The sequence below is a fragment of the Streptosporangium lutulentum genome (assembly GCF_030811455.1).
In the GTDB taxonomy this organism is placed as follows: Bacteria; Actinomycetota; Actinomycetes; order Streptosporangiales; family Streptosporangiaceae; genus Streptosporangium; species Streptosporangium lutulentum.
Genome location: NZ_JAUSQU010000001.1, coordinates 5779382 through 5793151, shown reverse-complemented (window position 1 = coordinate 5793151; position 13770 = coordinate 5779382). Strand labels below are relative to the sequence as shown.

General features: G+C 68.9%; 12 protein-coding genes. 9 read left to right on the top strand and 3 right to left on the bottom strand.

Features of this window, described 5'->3' with window-relative positions:
• Positions 1-69 precede the first annotated feature (69 nt).
• Together J2853_RS25760 and J2853_RS25755 are read right to left on the bottom strand one after the other, a co-directional pair.
• Positions 70-1059, bottom strand: coding sequence for an SIS domain-containing protein (locus J2853_RS25760; protein WP_307562216.1), 990 nt, complete (start codon positions 1057-1059; stop codon positions 70-72).
• A 22-nt stretch (positions 1060-1081) separates the two neighbouring features.
• Positions 1082-2083, bottom strand: a complete 1002-nt coding sequence (locus tag J2853_RS25755) for a hypothetical protein (protein ID WP_307562213.1) — start codon at positions 2081-2083, stop codon at positions 1082-1084.
• A 315-nt stretch (positions 2084-2398) separates the two neighbouring features.
• On the opposite strand from J2853_RS25755, the gene J2853_RS25750 reads away from it, so the two are divergent.
• The 4 genes from J2853_RS25750 to J2853_RS25735 are packed head-to-tail and all read left to right on the top strand — an operon-like array spanning position 2399 to position 6195.
• Positions 2399-3520, top strand: a complete 1122-nt coding sequence (locus tag J2853_RS25750; RefSeq protein WP_307562211.1) for a polyamine ABC transporter substrate-binding protein — start codon at positions 2399-2401, stop codon at positions 3518-3520.
• A gap of 41 nt (positions 3521-3561) precedes the next feature.
• Positions 3562-4401 (top strand): ABC transporter permease, encoded by an 840-nt coding sequence (locus tag J2853_RS25745; RefSeq protein ID WP_307562209.1) that lies wholly within the window; start codon positions 3562-3564, stop codon positions 4399-4401.
• Positions 4394-5170, top strand: coding sequence for an ABC transporter permease (locus tag J2853_RS25740; RefSeq protein WP_307562207.1), 777 nt, complete (start codon positions 4394-4396; stop codon positions 5168-5170). The genes J2853_RS25745 and J2853_RS25740 overlap by 8 nt, the downstream gene beginning before the upstream one ends.
• Entirely contained in the window at positions 5170-6195 is a 1026-nt protein-coding gene (locus J2853_RS25735; protein ID WP_307562205.1) for an ABC transporter ATP-binding protein, read from the top strand. The genes J2853_RS25740 and J2853_RS25735 overlap by 1 nt, the downstream gene beginning before the upstream one ends.
• Here J2853_RS25735 and J2853_RS25730 read toward each other — a convergent pair.
• A complete protein-coding gene (locus J2853_RS25730; RefSeq protein ID WP_307562203.1) occupies positions 6189-6815 on the bottom strand; it encodes a TetR/AcrR family transcriptional regulator in 627 nt (208 codons plus the stop codon). The genes J2853_RS25735 and J2853_RS25730 overlap by 7 nt on opposite strands.
• A gap of 132 nt (positions 6816-6947) precedes the next feature.
• Between J2853_RS25730 and J2853_RS25725 the strand changes: the two genes are divergently transcribed.
• The 5 genes from J2853_RS25725 (at position 6948) to J2853_RS25705 (ending at position 13764) form a co-directional block, all read left to right on the top strand.
• Entirely contained in the window at positions 6948-8219 is a 1272-nt protein-coding gene (locus J2853_RS25725) for a glycosyltransferase (RefSeq protein WP_307562201.1), read from the top strand.
• A 35-nt stretch (positions 8220-8254) separates the two neighbouring features.
• The gene (locus J2853_RS25720) at positions 8255-9652 is read left to right on the top strand and encodes an aminobutyraldehyde dehydrogenase (RefSeq protein ID WP_307562199.1); all 1398 of its coding nucleotides are present in this window, start codon (positions 8255-8257) and stop codon (positions 9650-9652) included.
• A 195-nt stretch (positions 9653-9847) separates the two neighbouring features.
• The gene (locus J2853_RS25715) at positions 9848-12934 is read left to right on the top strand and encodes a sensor histidine kinase (RefSeq protein ID WP_307562196.1); all 3087 of its coding nucleotides are present in this window, start codon (positions 9848-9850) and stop codon (positions 12932-12934) included.
• Complete coding sequence (locus J2853_RS25710; RefSeq protein ID WP_307562194.1) at positions 12931-13353, top strand: roadblock/LC7 domain-containing protein; 423 nt, start codon at positions 12931-12933, stop codon at positions 13351-13353. The genes J2853_RS25715 and J2853_RS25710 overlap by 4 nt, the downstream gene beginning before the upstream one ends.
• Before the next feature lie 9 nt (positions 13354-13362).
• Positions 13363-13764 (top strand): DUF742 domain-containing protein, encoded by a 402-nt coding sequence (locus J2853_RS25705; protein WP_307562192.1) that lies wholly within the window; start codon positions 13363-13365, stop codon positions 13762-13764.
• Positions 13765-13770: the final 6 nt, after the last annotated feature.

The following is a 13770-nucleotide window of genomic DNA, read 5'->3' as shown; positions in this document are numbered from 1 at the left end:
GCCCGTCGCGCCGAGGCCGCCGGTGCCCGGACCGGGCCGGGTCGTGCGGGCGCGTCCGCCCGGCCCCGCTCAGGTGAGAGCGGACTGTCCGGCGAGCCACCACCGGGCGGCGACGAGCTCGGCCACCAACGTCTCGGTCAGGAGCGCGACGTGAGGATCGTCGTCGTGGCGGTAGCGGACGGAGCCCTTGGCGCCGGGGAGCTCGCCGCCGACGGTGAGGACGGTGGAACCGCGCTCGCGGATCCACTCCATGGCCTGGTCGTCGTAGGGGGAACCGGGGAACAGGATGGCCCGGTAGTCGAGGGTTTTGGTCAGGTAGACGTCCACGTGGGACCAGTCGCCGGTCTCGCACGCGTCGGCCGCCCGGCGGGGACCCTCGCGGAACATCAGGGCTGACTGCTCGGCGGAGGACAGGCGTTCGGCGGGGGCGATCGTGTAGACGCCGTCAGGCCCGTCGAGCAGGCTCATCGCCGGCTCCAGCCACTCGTCGCGGCGCTCCAGCAGGTCGGTCGTGGCCTCGGCCGTACGGCGCAGCAGGCCGGGCACGTCCAGAACGGAGCCGGCGTCGCCGCGGACGGCGGTGAGGCGGTTCCGCAGGGCCAGGAGCAGGCCGATGGTGTGCTGGAAGGTCCGGCAGGACACGCCGCCGCGCTCCTCGCCCGCGACCATGGGGACCACCAGGTCGGCGCCCTCGGTGATCGCGGAGCCGGGCTTGTTGGTCAGGGCGAGCACGAAGGACCGGCCGCGGTGGCGGGCCACGGCGTCCAGGGTCTCCCGGCTGCCGCCGGTGGCGGAGATCGCGACGACCAGGGTGTCCGGGCTCGCCGGGTAGGACAGGGAGGCCGAGGCGTATTCGGCCGCGGCGTCCACGCCCGCCGCCCGCAGGCGTGAGGCGGCCACCTGGGCGGCGTACCGGGAGCTGCCCATGCCGAGGAGGACCACCCGCCGGATGCCGGCCGGGATCCCGTCGAACGGGTCGCCGGCCTCCAGGGTGCTCGCCAGTGAGGCCAGCGCGGCGGGCTTGGCCTCCAGGTCGGCGAGGTACAGCTCGGGGTTCACACGTGCTCCTTCTGACGTCGGGTCATCGATACCACGACCGTAGGACGCCCATCGGGGCATAACGCCAGCGGGGGAGGTGGCGGGCGGCGTAGATGAGCTCGCGGCACTCCTGCTCGATCTCGAACGGGCGCAGCAGGGAACGGTCCAGCAGGGCGGCGTGGCCGAGCTCGGTCAGGCGGCCGAGATAGGCGGACTCCAGGGCGGCGCGGGCGGCGGCGGCCCATCCGGCGATCACGAGGGGGTCGGCGTCGCGGCGCTTGACGGCGACCTGGCCGACGTGTTCGAGGCTGGTGGTGAGCTGGGCGAGGTCGCGGGCGGCGGGCTGGAAGGGCTCCGCGCCGACGACGGTCGGATTGCCGTCAAAGTCGATCACCGCGTAGCCGTCCCGCCAGCGGAGCGTCTGGCCCACGTGCAGGTCGCCGTGGATGCGGATCAGCGGGGTGGCTCCGGCCGGGGCCAGCGGGGCGATCTCCGCGCGGAGCGCGCCGGCGTGGGTGGAGAGCCAGGCGCCGTCGTCGCCGCCGGTCAGCGCGAGCGCCGTGTTCACCGCCTCTTCGGCCCGGGCGAACCAGGGGTTCACCGGCCCGGTGCCATGCTGTCCCTGTCCGGGCGGCGCGTGCCGTACGGGATCGGGAAAGGTCGCGGACGGGGTGGCCAACGCCGCGTGCAGGTCGGCGGCGAGGACGCCCAGGTCGGCGGCGAAGGCCGTGCCGCCGGAGACGGCCTCGTCCACGCACCACTCCCAGCCGTCCACGGCCTCGGGGAGGTAGGCGGTGACCAGGGCGAGCAGCAGCTCACCGTCACCGTCGTCCCGGCGCCGGGACACGGCCGCGTACGGCGTGGCCGTCGCGGTGAAGCCGACCGAGGTCAGGTGGGCGAACATGTCCGGGGTCGGCTGGGGGAGCGGGGCGGGCGGGGTGAGCCACTTGACGACCACGCTCTCGCCGACGACCACCGAGTGGTTGGTCTGGTCCACGTCGAACCCGCGCTCACCGGCGGGCTCATCCTGACGATTCGATGACATTTGAGTACCACTTGAGAAACCGGCAGGATTCGGTCCGGGAAGCGGATTGAAGAGACGAACGATGAATGGTTCGGAAACAGCGCAGGTCAAAGCTGTTATGAGTTCGCTCGTTCGTCCGTCGCCCGCCTCCGGGACCGTGTCGAGCCGGTCCCATATTGAACATCGATTCACCAAAAAAACCAGGCTTTCCAGGGGCGGTGTCATGAAAAGTCTTGCTCAAGTTATTCTTGACTGCAACACTCCTGCTTTGGTCTGCCGTGTCTACTGCGACCAGTCTGCCCCCACTTACACTGAATTCTGAAGGAGTATGCGGTCGTGTCCCGTATCCGGTACACCCGTCGTTTTCCGGTTGCCGTCCTGGTGGCCGGGCTTGCGCTCGCAGCCTCGGCCTGCGGCGGGGAGGCCGCGGACTCCACTGCCGCCGTTCCCGCTGCCTCCTCCGCGCAGCTCAACCCGAACGCGGACATTTCCAAGCAGAGCATGGCCATCTCGGTCTGGCCCGGCTACACCCCGGAGGACCTCCCGGCGAGGGTCAAGGCCAAGCTCGGGATGGACGTGAAGGTCGCGCTTCACGACACCAACGAAGTGATCATGGCGAAGCTGACCGCGGGCTCCGATACCGGTTTCGACGTGGCGTTCGTCTCCGGCCAGTACGCCCAGGCGCTCAACGAGGCCGGCCTGCTGGAGCCGATCCACCCCGAGCTCATCCCGAACCTCGCGAACCTCTACCCCGAGGCCAAGGAGCTCGCCTACGACAAGGGCAACGTCTTCTCGGTTCCCTACACGTGGGGCACCACGGGCATCTGCTACCGCACCGACCTGGTGAAGACCCCGCCGACGAGCTGGAACGACATCCTCGACCCGCCGGCCGAGGCCCTGAAGAAGGTCACGATGATGACCACCGAGCGCTGGCTGGCCCTGCCCGCCATCAAGGCACTCGGCTACTCGGTCAACACCAGGAGCGACGACGAGATCGCCAAGGTCAAGGCGAAGCTGCTGGAGGCCAAGCCGAAGCTGCTCGGCTACGACGACACCACCTTCGGCGACAAGCTCAAGAGCGGCGAGGCCGTGATGGTCGAGGCGTGGGACGGCTGGTGCCCGACCACCGAGAAGAACATCAAGTTCGTGGTGCCGAAGGAAGGCAGCGACCTCTGGGTGGACACGATGGTCGTGCTGAAGTCCTCCAAGCACAAGGAGGCCGCCCACGCGTTCATCAACTACATCCTGGACCCGGAGATCCACGGCTGGGCCGCGGAGACGATCCTCTACAAGGTCCCGAACAAGGCGGCGATGGACTCCATCGACCCCGCGATCAAGACCGCCAACGCCCCGCTCCAGATGACCCCCTCGCAGCTGCTCGCGGGTGAGTCCATCATCGACCTCGGCGAGGACTCGGCGAAGTTCACCCGTCTTGCCACCGAGGTCAAGGCGCAGTAGTGGCACGTTCCACCGGTTCCGGCGCGTCTGTGAGATCACAGGTGCGCCGGTCTCGTGCCCTGGGAAGGATCGTCTTCCTGGGCCCGGGCCTGATCTACCTGATCGTTCTCCTGCTGGTCCCGCTCGCGCTGCTGCTCAGCTTCACCGTCTTTCGCAGGGGCCGCTTCGGCGGCATCGTCTACGAGCTGACCGGGGAGAACTTCACCCGTCTGATCGACCCGCTCTACCTCGACGTCCTGCTCGACTCGCTGAAGATAGCCACGATCACCACGGTGATCGCCCTGCTGGTCGGCTATCCGACGGCGTACCTGATCGCGCAGCTTCCCCGGAAGTGGAAGACGATCGCCCTGGTCGCGATCGTGCTGCCGTTCTGGACCAACTTCCTGGTCCGGATCTACGCCTGGATCGTCCTGCTCAGCGGCCCCGGCCTGGTGAACTCCACGCTCATGAAGCTGGGGCTGATCGACAAGCCGCTGGAGCTGCTCTACAACCAGGGCACCATCGTCACCGGCCTGATCTACTCCTACCTTCCGCTGATGGTGCTGCCCCTCTACGCGGCGATCGAGAAGCTGGACCCGCAGCTCCGCGAGGCCTCGGCCAATCTCGGCGCCAGGCCCGCCCGCACGTTCCTCTCCGTGACCCTGCCGCTGACCCTGCCGGGTGTGATCACCGGGTCGCTGTTCGTCTTCGTGCCGAGTTTCGGCAACTTCGTCGTCCCCGAGCTGCTCGGCGGCGGCCGTTCGATCATGGTCGGCAACCTGATCAGAGACCAGTTCCTCACGGCGCGCGACTGGCCGTTCGGGGCGGCACTCTCGCTGGCGTTGATCGCCGTGCTGATCGTCCTGCTCCTCCTGCAGGCCTGGAGTGCCCGCCGTGCGTAGACCCCGCCTGATGTACGTCCCCTTCTGGCTGACCTACGTCTTCCTGTACACGCCGATCGTGGTCCTCGTCGTGATGTCGTTCAACTCCGACGACTCGCCCTACACCTTCGGCGGCTTCAGCCTGAAGTGGTACGGCGAGCTCGCCTCGGACGGCACCATCCAGCAGGGCCTGGTCAACACGTTGATCGTGGCGGTGGGGTCCACGGTGCTGGCCACGGTGCTCGGCACCATGCTGGCCGTGGGCCTGGCCCGCCACAGCAGGTCGCGGGTGCTGGACGCGATCAGCGTGATGCCGGCCATCCTTCCCGACCTGGTCCTGGGCATCGGCCTGCTCGTCTTCTACGCCACGATCAAGCTGACCCTCGGCCTGTACTCGGTGCTGCTGGCCCACGCGGTGTTCGGCATGGCGTTCGTGACCGCGGTGGTCCGGACCCGGCTCGCCGCCCACGGCGACACCTCCCTGGAGGAGGCGTCCAGAGACCTGGGCGCGACGCCGTTCACCACGTTCATGCGTATCACGCTGCCCCAGCTCGCGCCGGGCATCGCGGCGGGCGCGCTGCTGGTGTTCACGCTCTCCATCGACGAGTTCGTGATCGCGTCCTTCACCGCCGCGCCCCTTGAGCCCACCCTGCCCATGGTCATCTACTCAATGGTCCGATTCGGGGTCACCCCGGAGATCAACGCGCTGGCCACACTGCTGCTCGCCGTGAGCTTCACCGTGGTGATCGCGGCGCAGCGGATGACCCGACTGACGGAGTCCCTGTCCTGATGCTGCAGATCACAGATGTCAGCCGCCGCTTCGGCGACGTCACGGCGTTGTCGGAGGTCTCCCTGGAGATCCGGCAGGGCGAGTTCTTCGCGCTGCTCGGTCCCAGCGGCTGCGGCAAGACGACACTCCTGAGAATCCTGGCCGGCTTCGAGTTCCCCGACGGGGGCACCGTCACGCTGGACGGCGAGGACCTGCTCGGCCAGGCCGCGCACCGCCGGCCGGTCAACCTCATGTTCCAGTCGTACGCGCTGTTCCCGCACATGACCGTGGCGAAGAACGTCGCCTACGGCCTGGAGAGGGAGAAGCTGGCGGGGGCGGAGATCCGCCGCCGGGTGGGCGAGGTCCTGGAGAAGGTCGGGCTGGAGAAGATGGCCGGCCGCAAGCCGCAGCAGCTCTCCGGCGGCCAGCGGCAGCGGGTCGCGCTGGCCCGCGCGATCGTGAAGCGGCCGCGCCTGCTGCTGCTGGACGAGCCTCTGTCGGCTCTGGACAAGAAGGTGCGCGCGGAGATGCAACTGGAGCTCAAACGGCTCCAGACCGAGGTCGGCATCACCTTCGTCGTGGTCACCCACGACCAGGAGGAGGCCATGTCGCTGGCCGACCGGATCGCGGTCTTCAGCGAGGGCAGGGTCCAGCAGGTGGACGCGCCGGTGGAGCTGTACGAGCGCCCGCGCACCCCGTTCGTCGCCGGCTTCGTGGGCGCCAACAACCTCTTCGAGGGCAGGGCCTGCTCGGTCGGCCTGGCCAGCGAGGGGCTCGGGGTGCTGCCCGGAACGTCGACCCTGCCCGACGGGACGCCCGCGCTGCTCGCCGTACGGCCGGAGCGGCTCAGGCTGGACGGCCAGGGCGTGCTGCGGGGAGAGGTCGTCGACGTCAGCTTCTACGGCGGTGTCTCACACGTCTCGGTCCAGGTGACAGGGCGTCCGGCACCGGTCCTGGTGGCCACCCAGGGGGCCACCCAGGTCCAGGCGGGATCTCCGGTGGCCCTCTCCTGGTCGGCGGGGGACGGAGTGCTGATCCCTCAGTGAGACGTCTTGAGCGGGTTGTTCGCCTTGAGCGGGTTGCCGGTCGCGATCCTGGCGTAGGCCAGGATCAGTTCGACCGCCTCCTCCGGGCCGATCACCGGGTGGCGGGCCGTTATGCGGTAACCGTACGCATCCTCGAGCGCGACCAGGTTGCGGGCGATGACCAGCGCGTCACCGGTCAGCGTGAAGGTCCCCAGCGCCGCCCCGGTGTCCAGGATGCTCTGGTAGAGCGAGACCTGGCGGTCGTAGAGGGTGGTGAGCAGCAGTGCGTACATCCTGTTGCGGGCCGCGGCTCCGCCGAGCTCGTTGAGCAGCCGCACGTCCGGGTCGTCCGGGCCGTGCGGCAGACCCGAGCGGATGGTCACGACGAGCTTCTCGGCGGGGTCGCGCATGCCGCCGATCCGCTTGAGACGCTGCTCGTAAAAACGTTCCATCCCGGCATGGTGGGCGTCGACCAGCAGTTCGCTGAGGCGAGGATAGTGGTAGAGGACGGCCCCGGAGGTCAGTCCCGCCTCCTCGGCGACATGGTTGAGGTGAACTCCCTCAGTGCCGTGCCGGACGATCGCCCGGTGCGCGGCCGCGATGAGATCCAGACGTCGGTCCGCCCGCCCCTTGCGCGTCATAATTCCTCGCTCGTAGAAAACCACTTGTTGTGCCGGGGTCCATAGTGACCGTTTTCAGCCGGTTTTGCTAGTTAGAAATTTGAATTGCTCTTCAAACTTCAAAAGCCAACAACCCAGACGCTAGGAGGCGTGGTGTCTCTCACGATTCTGTTCATGCCGGAGAGTGCCTACGGGCCGACGAACAACTGCATCGGCATCGGTGACATTCTGCGCAGGCGCGGACACCGCGTCGTCTTCGCCGCCGAATCCTCCTGGAAGGGGAAGCTGGAGGCCCTGGGCTTCGAGGAGGACCTGGTCGATCTCGCTCCGCCGTCCGAGGAGGAGCAGGACGCGGGACAGTTCTGGAAGGATTTCATCCGGGACACCGCCCCCGAATACCGCAAATCAACTCAGGTGCAGCTTGAAACGGTGACCAAGCCGATCTGGGACGCGCTTATCGACGGCGTGAAGTACTGCGAACCGCAGTTGAAGGCGATTATCGAGCGCGTTCAGCCCGACGTCATCGTCGAGGACAACGTCATCACTTTCCCGGCGCTGCTGACGGCGGGAAAGCCGTTCGTCCGCATCGTCTCCTGCAACCCGCTGGAGGTGCGCGGGGAGAACGTCGCGCCGGTCTTCTCCGGCCTGCCCGCCGACGACCGCTCGGAGTGGGACGGCTTCCGCGCGGAGTACGACCGCACCCACCGTGAGATCTGGACCGCCTTCAACGAGTGGGTCGTCGCCCAGGGCGCCGAGCCGCTGCCGGACCTGGACTTCATCCACGAGGGAGACGTGAACCTCTACGTCTTCCCCGAGATCGTGGACTACACCGACGCCCGGCCGCTGCCCGCCTCCTGGCACCGCCTGGACTCCTCGGTCCGCGAGACCGACGGCGCCTTCGAGATCCCCGCGTCGCTGGCCGGCAAGGACGGCGCGCTGGTCTACTTCTCGCTCGGCTCGCTCGGTTCGGCGGACGTCTCCCTGATGCAGCGGGTCATCGACGTGCTGGCCACCACCCCGCACCGTTTCATCGTCTCCAAGGGCCCGCTGCACGACGAGATCAAGCTCGCCGACAACATGTGGGGCGCCGAGTTCGTGCCGCAGACTAAGATCATTCCGCTGGTCGATCTGGTCATCACGCACGGTGGGAACAACACCACCACCGAGGCGCTGCACTTCGGCAAGCCGATGATCCTGCTGCCCCTGTTCTGGGACCAGTACGACAACGCGCAGCGCGTCCACGAGCTGGGCTACGGCGTGCGCCTGGCCACCTACGAGTTCACCGACTCCGAGCTGACCGGCGCGCTGGAGCGGCTGCTCGGCGACACCGGGCTCCGCGAGCGCCTGGCCGCCGCGGGCGAGGAGATCCGCCGGCGTGACGGCCTGCGCAAGGCGGCGGACCTGATCGAACAGGCCGGCGCCTAAGAGATTCTCCGCACCACCACGATGGGGGACGTTCCATGGGCAAGTTGATCAATCCGGCGACCGGCGAACTCCTGCGGGAGGTGTCGGACACCCCGCTCGACGGGGTGGCGGCCGCCGTACGCCGGGCTCGCGCGGCCTTCGAGGAGTGGAGCGGGGCGACCCCGGCCGAGCGGGCCAAGGTGATGCTCCGCTTCGCGGACCTCCTCGAAGAGGACGCCGAGGAGCTCACCCGGCTGGAGGTCACCGAGACGGGCAAGCCGGCGACGGTGTTCCGCGACGGAGAGCTGCCGTTCGCGGCCGACAACCTTCGCTTCTTCGCCGGGGCGGCCCGTTCTCTGGACGGCACCGGGGCGGGGGTGCTCAGCTCCGGCTACACCTCGGTGCTGGTCCGCCGCCCGGTCGGCGTCGTCGGGTCGATCGCCCCGTGGAACTTCCCCCTCGTCATGGCCGTGTGGAAGGTGGGGCCCGCCCTCGCGGCGGGCAACGCGGTGGTCATCAAGCCCGCGCCGCAGACGCCGGGCACCACGCTCAGGATGGCCGAGCTGTTCGCCCGCGCCGGAGCGCCCGAGGGCCTGCTTCAGGTGGTGCTCGGCGACGCGGAGGTGGGGGAGGCCCTGGTCGGTGACCCCGGCGTCGACATGGTGAGCGTCACGGGCTCCACCGCGACCGGCCGCGCCGTCATGCGCGGGGCCGCCGGCTCCCTGAAGCGGGTTCACCTGGAACTCGGCGGCAAGGCTCCCGCCCTGGTCTTCGGCGACGCGGACCTGGCCGAGATGGCCAGGGGCGTGGCGATGGGCGCCACCTACAACACGGGTCAGGACTGCACGGCCGCGACCCGCGTCTACATCTCCCGCGAGGTGTACGGCGAGGCGGTCGAGGCGCTTCGCGCGACGCTGGAGCAGGTCAAGGTGGGCGACCCCTGGGATCCGGCCACCGACATCGGTCCGCTGATCTCCGCGGGTCACCGGGACCGCGTGCACGGCTTCGTCGAGCGCTCCGGCGCCTCCGTCCTCTGCGGCGGCGCCCCGCGAAGCGGGCCGGGCTTCTACTACCCGCCGACGCTGATCGCCGACGCCCGCCAGGACAGCGAGATCGTTCAGGGCGAGTTGTTCGGCCCGGTGCTGGTGGCCCTGCCGTTCGACGGCGAGGACGAGGCGGTGCGGCTGGCCAACGACACTCCCTACGGACTGGCCTCCTCGGTCTGGTCCACGGACGTGGCCAGGGCGCTTCGCGTCTCCCACCGGCTGGATGTGGGGGTGACCTGGGTCAACGACCACCTGCCCATCGCCTCGGAGGCGCCGCACGGCGGGGTCAAGGGAAGCGGCTTCGGCAAGGACATGAGCCAGGAGGCGGTCCAGGAGTACTCGGTGACCCGTCATCTGATGATCAAACACCAGGCTCCGGAGGCCAGGGACTCATTCCGGCCCGCCTGATTTTTGGCACCAAAAGTCCCTTTTGTGGATATTAGTCGGCATTTACTCCATTCGAAGTGACATAAAGGATGTGCTCAAATTGCTTCCGCCGCTTCCAGAACTGTCGAGGGGCTACGTAGGCCAGTGATGACACAAGACCGCCGGAGCCACCGCGCGGCAGGGGTGGGTAGTCGACTCCTGCCGGCGAACTGGCGCGTGCGTCCCCGTCTGGTCGCGCTGATCCTGCTCCCGACCGCGGCGGCCGTCCTGCTGTCCGGCCTTCAGCTCACCGCCTCACTGTCCACGGCCGCCGAGTACGGCAGGATGACCGAGGTGGCCTCGCTCGTCGAGAAGCTCGGCACCCTCTCCCAGGAGATGGCCGAGGAGCGCGACCTCACCGCCTGGTACCTCGCCACCAATCGCAACACCACCCGGTTCAAGCAGGTCAAGCAGCAGCAGGAGACGGTCGACCAGACCAGTAAGCAGATCGTGGCCGCCATCGGCGGCCTCGACAAAGCCCAGACGGCCCGCGTTCTCACCGAGACCTCCCAGGTGCGCCGCTGGCTGGACGGTCTCCCCGGCCTGCGAAAGCTGATCACCGGTAGCAACGTCCTCCCGCGTGCGGCCCTGGGCATGTACTCGCGGATGATCGCCGACTTCATCACCCTCCACGACGACCTGGGCCGCAGCGGAGGCGACGAACGTCTCATCGGTGACGCGCTCGCGCTCGGCGCGCTGACCCGGGCCAAGGAACAGGTCGCCAGGGAGCGGGGCATCCTGCTCGTCGGCCTGATCCAGCGGAAGTTCGACTTCGACGACCCGGCCGACTTCCTCGGGGCCTACAAGAGCCAGGAGAGCGAGCTGGCCGCCTTCCAGGCGACCGCCACGAGCAGTGACATCAAGCGCTTCCGCGACACGGTCAGCGGCCCGAAGGTCGACAGGGCCGACGCCATGCGTGCCCTGGTCATGTCTCGCATGCGTGAGAACAAACCGCTGGCCAGGCTCGGGATCGTCGAATGGTACGACTCCTCCACCGCGATGGTGGACGGCATGCGGACCGTCGAGCGCGGCCTCGCCGCCGCCGTGGTCGCCCGCAGCCAGGAGATGGAGAGCGCCGAACAGCGCAGCGCCTTCATCTCCGGCGCCGCGATCCTGGTCCTGCTGGTACTGATCCTGCTGATCACCGCCTGGGTGGCCGGCACGCTGGTCCGGCCGCTGCGCAGGCTGCGGAGCGAGGCGCTCGAGGTGGCCGACACCCGGCTGCCCGAGACCGTCCGCGTGCTGCGGGAGTCCGGCGACCTCGCTCCGCACGTCGAGGTGCCCTCCATCGGAGTGGCCTCCCGCGACGAGATCGGGGAAGTCGCCCGGGCCTTCGACGAGGTCCACCGCGAGGCGATCCGGCTGGCGGGCGACGAGGCCCGGCTGCGGAGCAACGTCAACGCGATGTTCGTCAACCTCTCCCGGCGCACCCAGTCGCTCGTGGAGCGGCAGATCGACCTCATCGACGACCTGGAGCAGGGCGAGCAGGACGACGCGCGGCTGGGCAGCCTCTTCAAGCTGGACCACCTGGCCACCCGCATGCGCCGTAACTCCGAGAACCTCCTGGTCCTCGCCGGTCAGGAGCAGAGCCGCCGGTGGAGTGAGCCGGTCCCGCTCAGCGACGTCGTCCGCGCCTCGCTGTCGGAGGTCGAGAACTACGAGCGGGTGACCCTCCGGGTCGAGTCCGGCGTCATGGTCATCGGCCAGGCCGTCAACGACATCGTCCACCTGATCGCGGAGCTCGTCGAGAACGCGATCTTCTTCTCGCCGCAGGACACCAAGATCACGGTGACCAGCAACGGCAACGAGATGGGGGCCGTCATCCTGGCGGTCACGGACTCGGGCATCGGCATGAGCGAGGAGGAGCTGGCCGAGGCCAACCGCCGTCTGGCCGAGCCTCCCGCGGTGGACCTGTCGGTCTCCCGCCGGATGGGCCTGTTCGTGGTCGGCCGCCTGGCCATGCGCCACGGCATCAGGGTCCAGCTACGGCGTCCGGAGACCGGCGGTCTGAGCGCCGTCGTCCTTCTCCCGGTGCAGGTGGTGGCCCAGCCCGAGTCGGCGACGGCCGGGCAGGCCGGGCCGTCCGGGGCGTTCGGTGGCCAGGCGAACCCGGCCTCGCTCGGCTCCGCGCCGGGCGGGCAGGGCCGCTTCGGCTCCGCGCCGAGCACCCCGAGCATGTTCAACTCCATGTCGGGCAACCTCGACTCGTTCAACGCGGCGTCGGGCACCCCGAGCATGTTCAACTCCGCGTCGGGCAACCTCGACTCGTTCAACGCGGCGTCGGGCACCCCGAGCATGTTCAACTCCGCGTCGGGCAACCTCGACTCGTTCAACGCGGCGTCGGGCAACCTCGACTCGTTCGGCGCCCCGCCGAACCACCCGGATCCGTTCGGGAGCCCCCCGGCCCGCGGGGCACAGCCGCCCCAGCCGGCGGTTCCGTCGCAGGCGTCGGGCAACCTCTGGTCGGCGCCGGTGGTGTCCGCCTCCGAGGTGGAGGACCTGTGGTCTTCCCCCTTCTCGTCGACCTCGCAGTCGCTCTCGCGGCCCGAGATCCCCAGGCCCGATCCGTGGACGCAGCAGCGGCCGGACCTGGCGGAGGACACCCAGACCATGCCCGCGGTCGAGGCGTCGGCGCTGGACGCGGAGCCGAACGAGTTCCTGCCGATCTTCGCGGCGGTGGGATCCGACTGGTTCCGCAGCAGCGACTCCGTCGGACCCGACTCCGAAGCCGACCCGCTCGATCCCGCGCCCGCGGAGCCCGTGACCGAGGCCGCTCCCCGGCCGCTGGATTCCCGGATCCGGCGGCAGGGGCTGCGCGGTCTGGAAGATCGGCAGGCCCCCACATCCCCTCAAAACGGCGCTCAGGGCCTCCAAGGTCATCGGGTCGCTCCGTCCCAGGAAGGTTCTCAGCCACTGCCACAGAGGCCGCAGCAGTCCCAGCAGACACCACAGTCCAGGCCCGCCGCGCCGCCCGTCGGCAGGCAGCCGTGGAGCACCCCCGCGGATCAGGGCTGGGCGGCCGCCGAAGCCGCCAAGAAGCCCGCTGAGGGCGGGATGACCGGAGCCGGTCTGCCCAGGCGTGTGCCGAAGGCGAACCTCGTTCCCGGGGCCGCCTCCGCGGCGCCGGCGGCACCGGCCGCCCCGATGCCGCCGATCTCCGCGGAACGGGTGCGCAGTCGTCTGTCCAGTTTCCAGCAAGGCGTACGGCAGGGCCGCGCTGAGATGAGCCAGCGGTCCAATGCCGTCGAGGGAGAGAACCAGTGAACAACCAACTCAGTCAGGCCGCCCGCGGCTTCAACTGGCTGATCACCGAGTTCGTCAAGGAGATGCCGGGGGTGGCGCACGCGGTGATCGTCTCCGCGGACGGCCTTCCGCTGGCCTACTCGCAGGGCTTCCCGAGGGATCGCGCCGACCAGCTCGCCGCGATCACGGCCGGTCTGATCAGCCTGACCCAGGGAGCCTCCCGGGTCTTCGAGGGCGGCCCTGTGGCGCAGACGGTCATCGAGATGCAGCGAGGTCTTCTGCTGACCATGTCGATCAGCGATGGTTCCGCGCTGGCCGTACTGGCCTCGCCGGACTGTGACATGGGCCTTGTGGCCTACCAGATGACTCTGTTGGCGGAACGTGCGGGCCAGGCGCTCACGCCTGCGCTCCGCGCAGAGCTGCAGTCGGTTCAGCGATAGGGGGGTGATATGGACGCACCGGGTTGGCGTGGACCGGGGGAAGCCTCCCCCAACACGTCTCAGGCCAAGAGTGGGCGAGATCGTTTGATTCGCCCGTACGCTGTGACCGGGGGAAGGACCGCCCCCCGGATGCAGCTTGCTCTTGAGGCGCTGGTTTCCTCGGCGACGTTGGCGAACGTGGACCTGTCCACGCTCTCCACGGAATACCAGGCGATCATTTCGTTGTCACGGCAGGTGCGTTCGGTCGCCGAGTTGTCGGCACTGTTGCGCATGCCGTTAGGTGTGACTCGTGTACTGATCGCGGATATGGCGGCCGAGGGCCTGGTGCAGCTCCACCAGCCGCAACTGGATGCTGGAAAGCCGGATCTCAACTTGCTTGAAAGGGTGCTCAGTGGGCTTCGCAGGCTCTGACGCCGG

Excerpts from the sequence above, each read along its gene's own strand:
- J2853_RS25705 (WP_307562192.1), top strand. The coding sequence starts at position 13,363 with ATGGACGCACCGGGTTGGCGTGGACCGGGGGAAGCCTCCCCCAACACG.
- J2853_RS25735 (WP_307562205.1), top strand. The coding sequence starts at position 5,170 with ATGCTGCAGATCACAGATGTCAGCCGCCGCTTCGGCGACGTCACGGCG.
- J2853_RS25755 (WP_307562213.1), bottom strand. The coding sequence starts at position 2,083 with ATGTCATCGAATCGTCAGGATGAGCCCGCCGGTGAGCGCGGGTTCGAC.
- J2853_RS25720 (WP_307562199.1), top strand. The coding sequence starts at position 8,255 with ATGGGCAAGTTGATCAATCCGGCGACCGGCGAACTCCTGCGGGAGGTG.
- J2853_RS25730 (WP_307562203.1), bottom strand. The coding sequence starts at position 6,815 with ATGACGCGCAAGGGGCGGGCGGACCGACGTCTGGATCTCATCGCGGCC.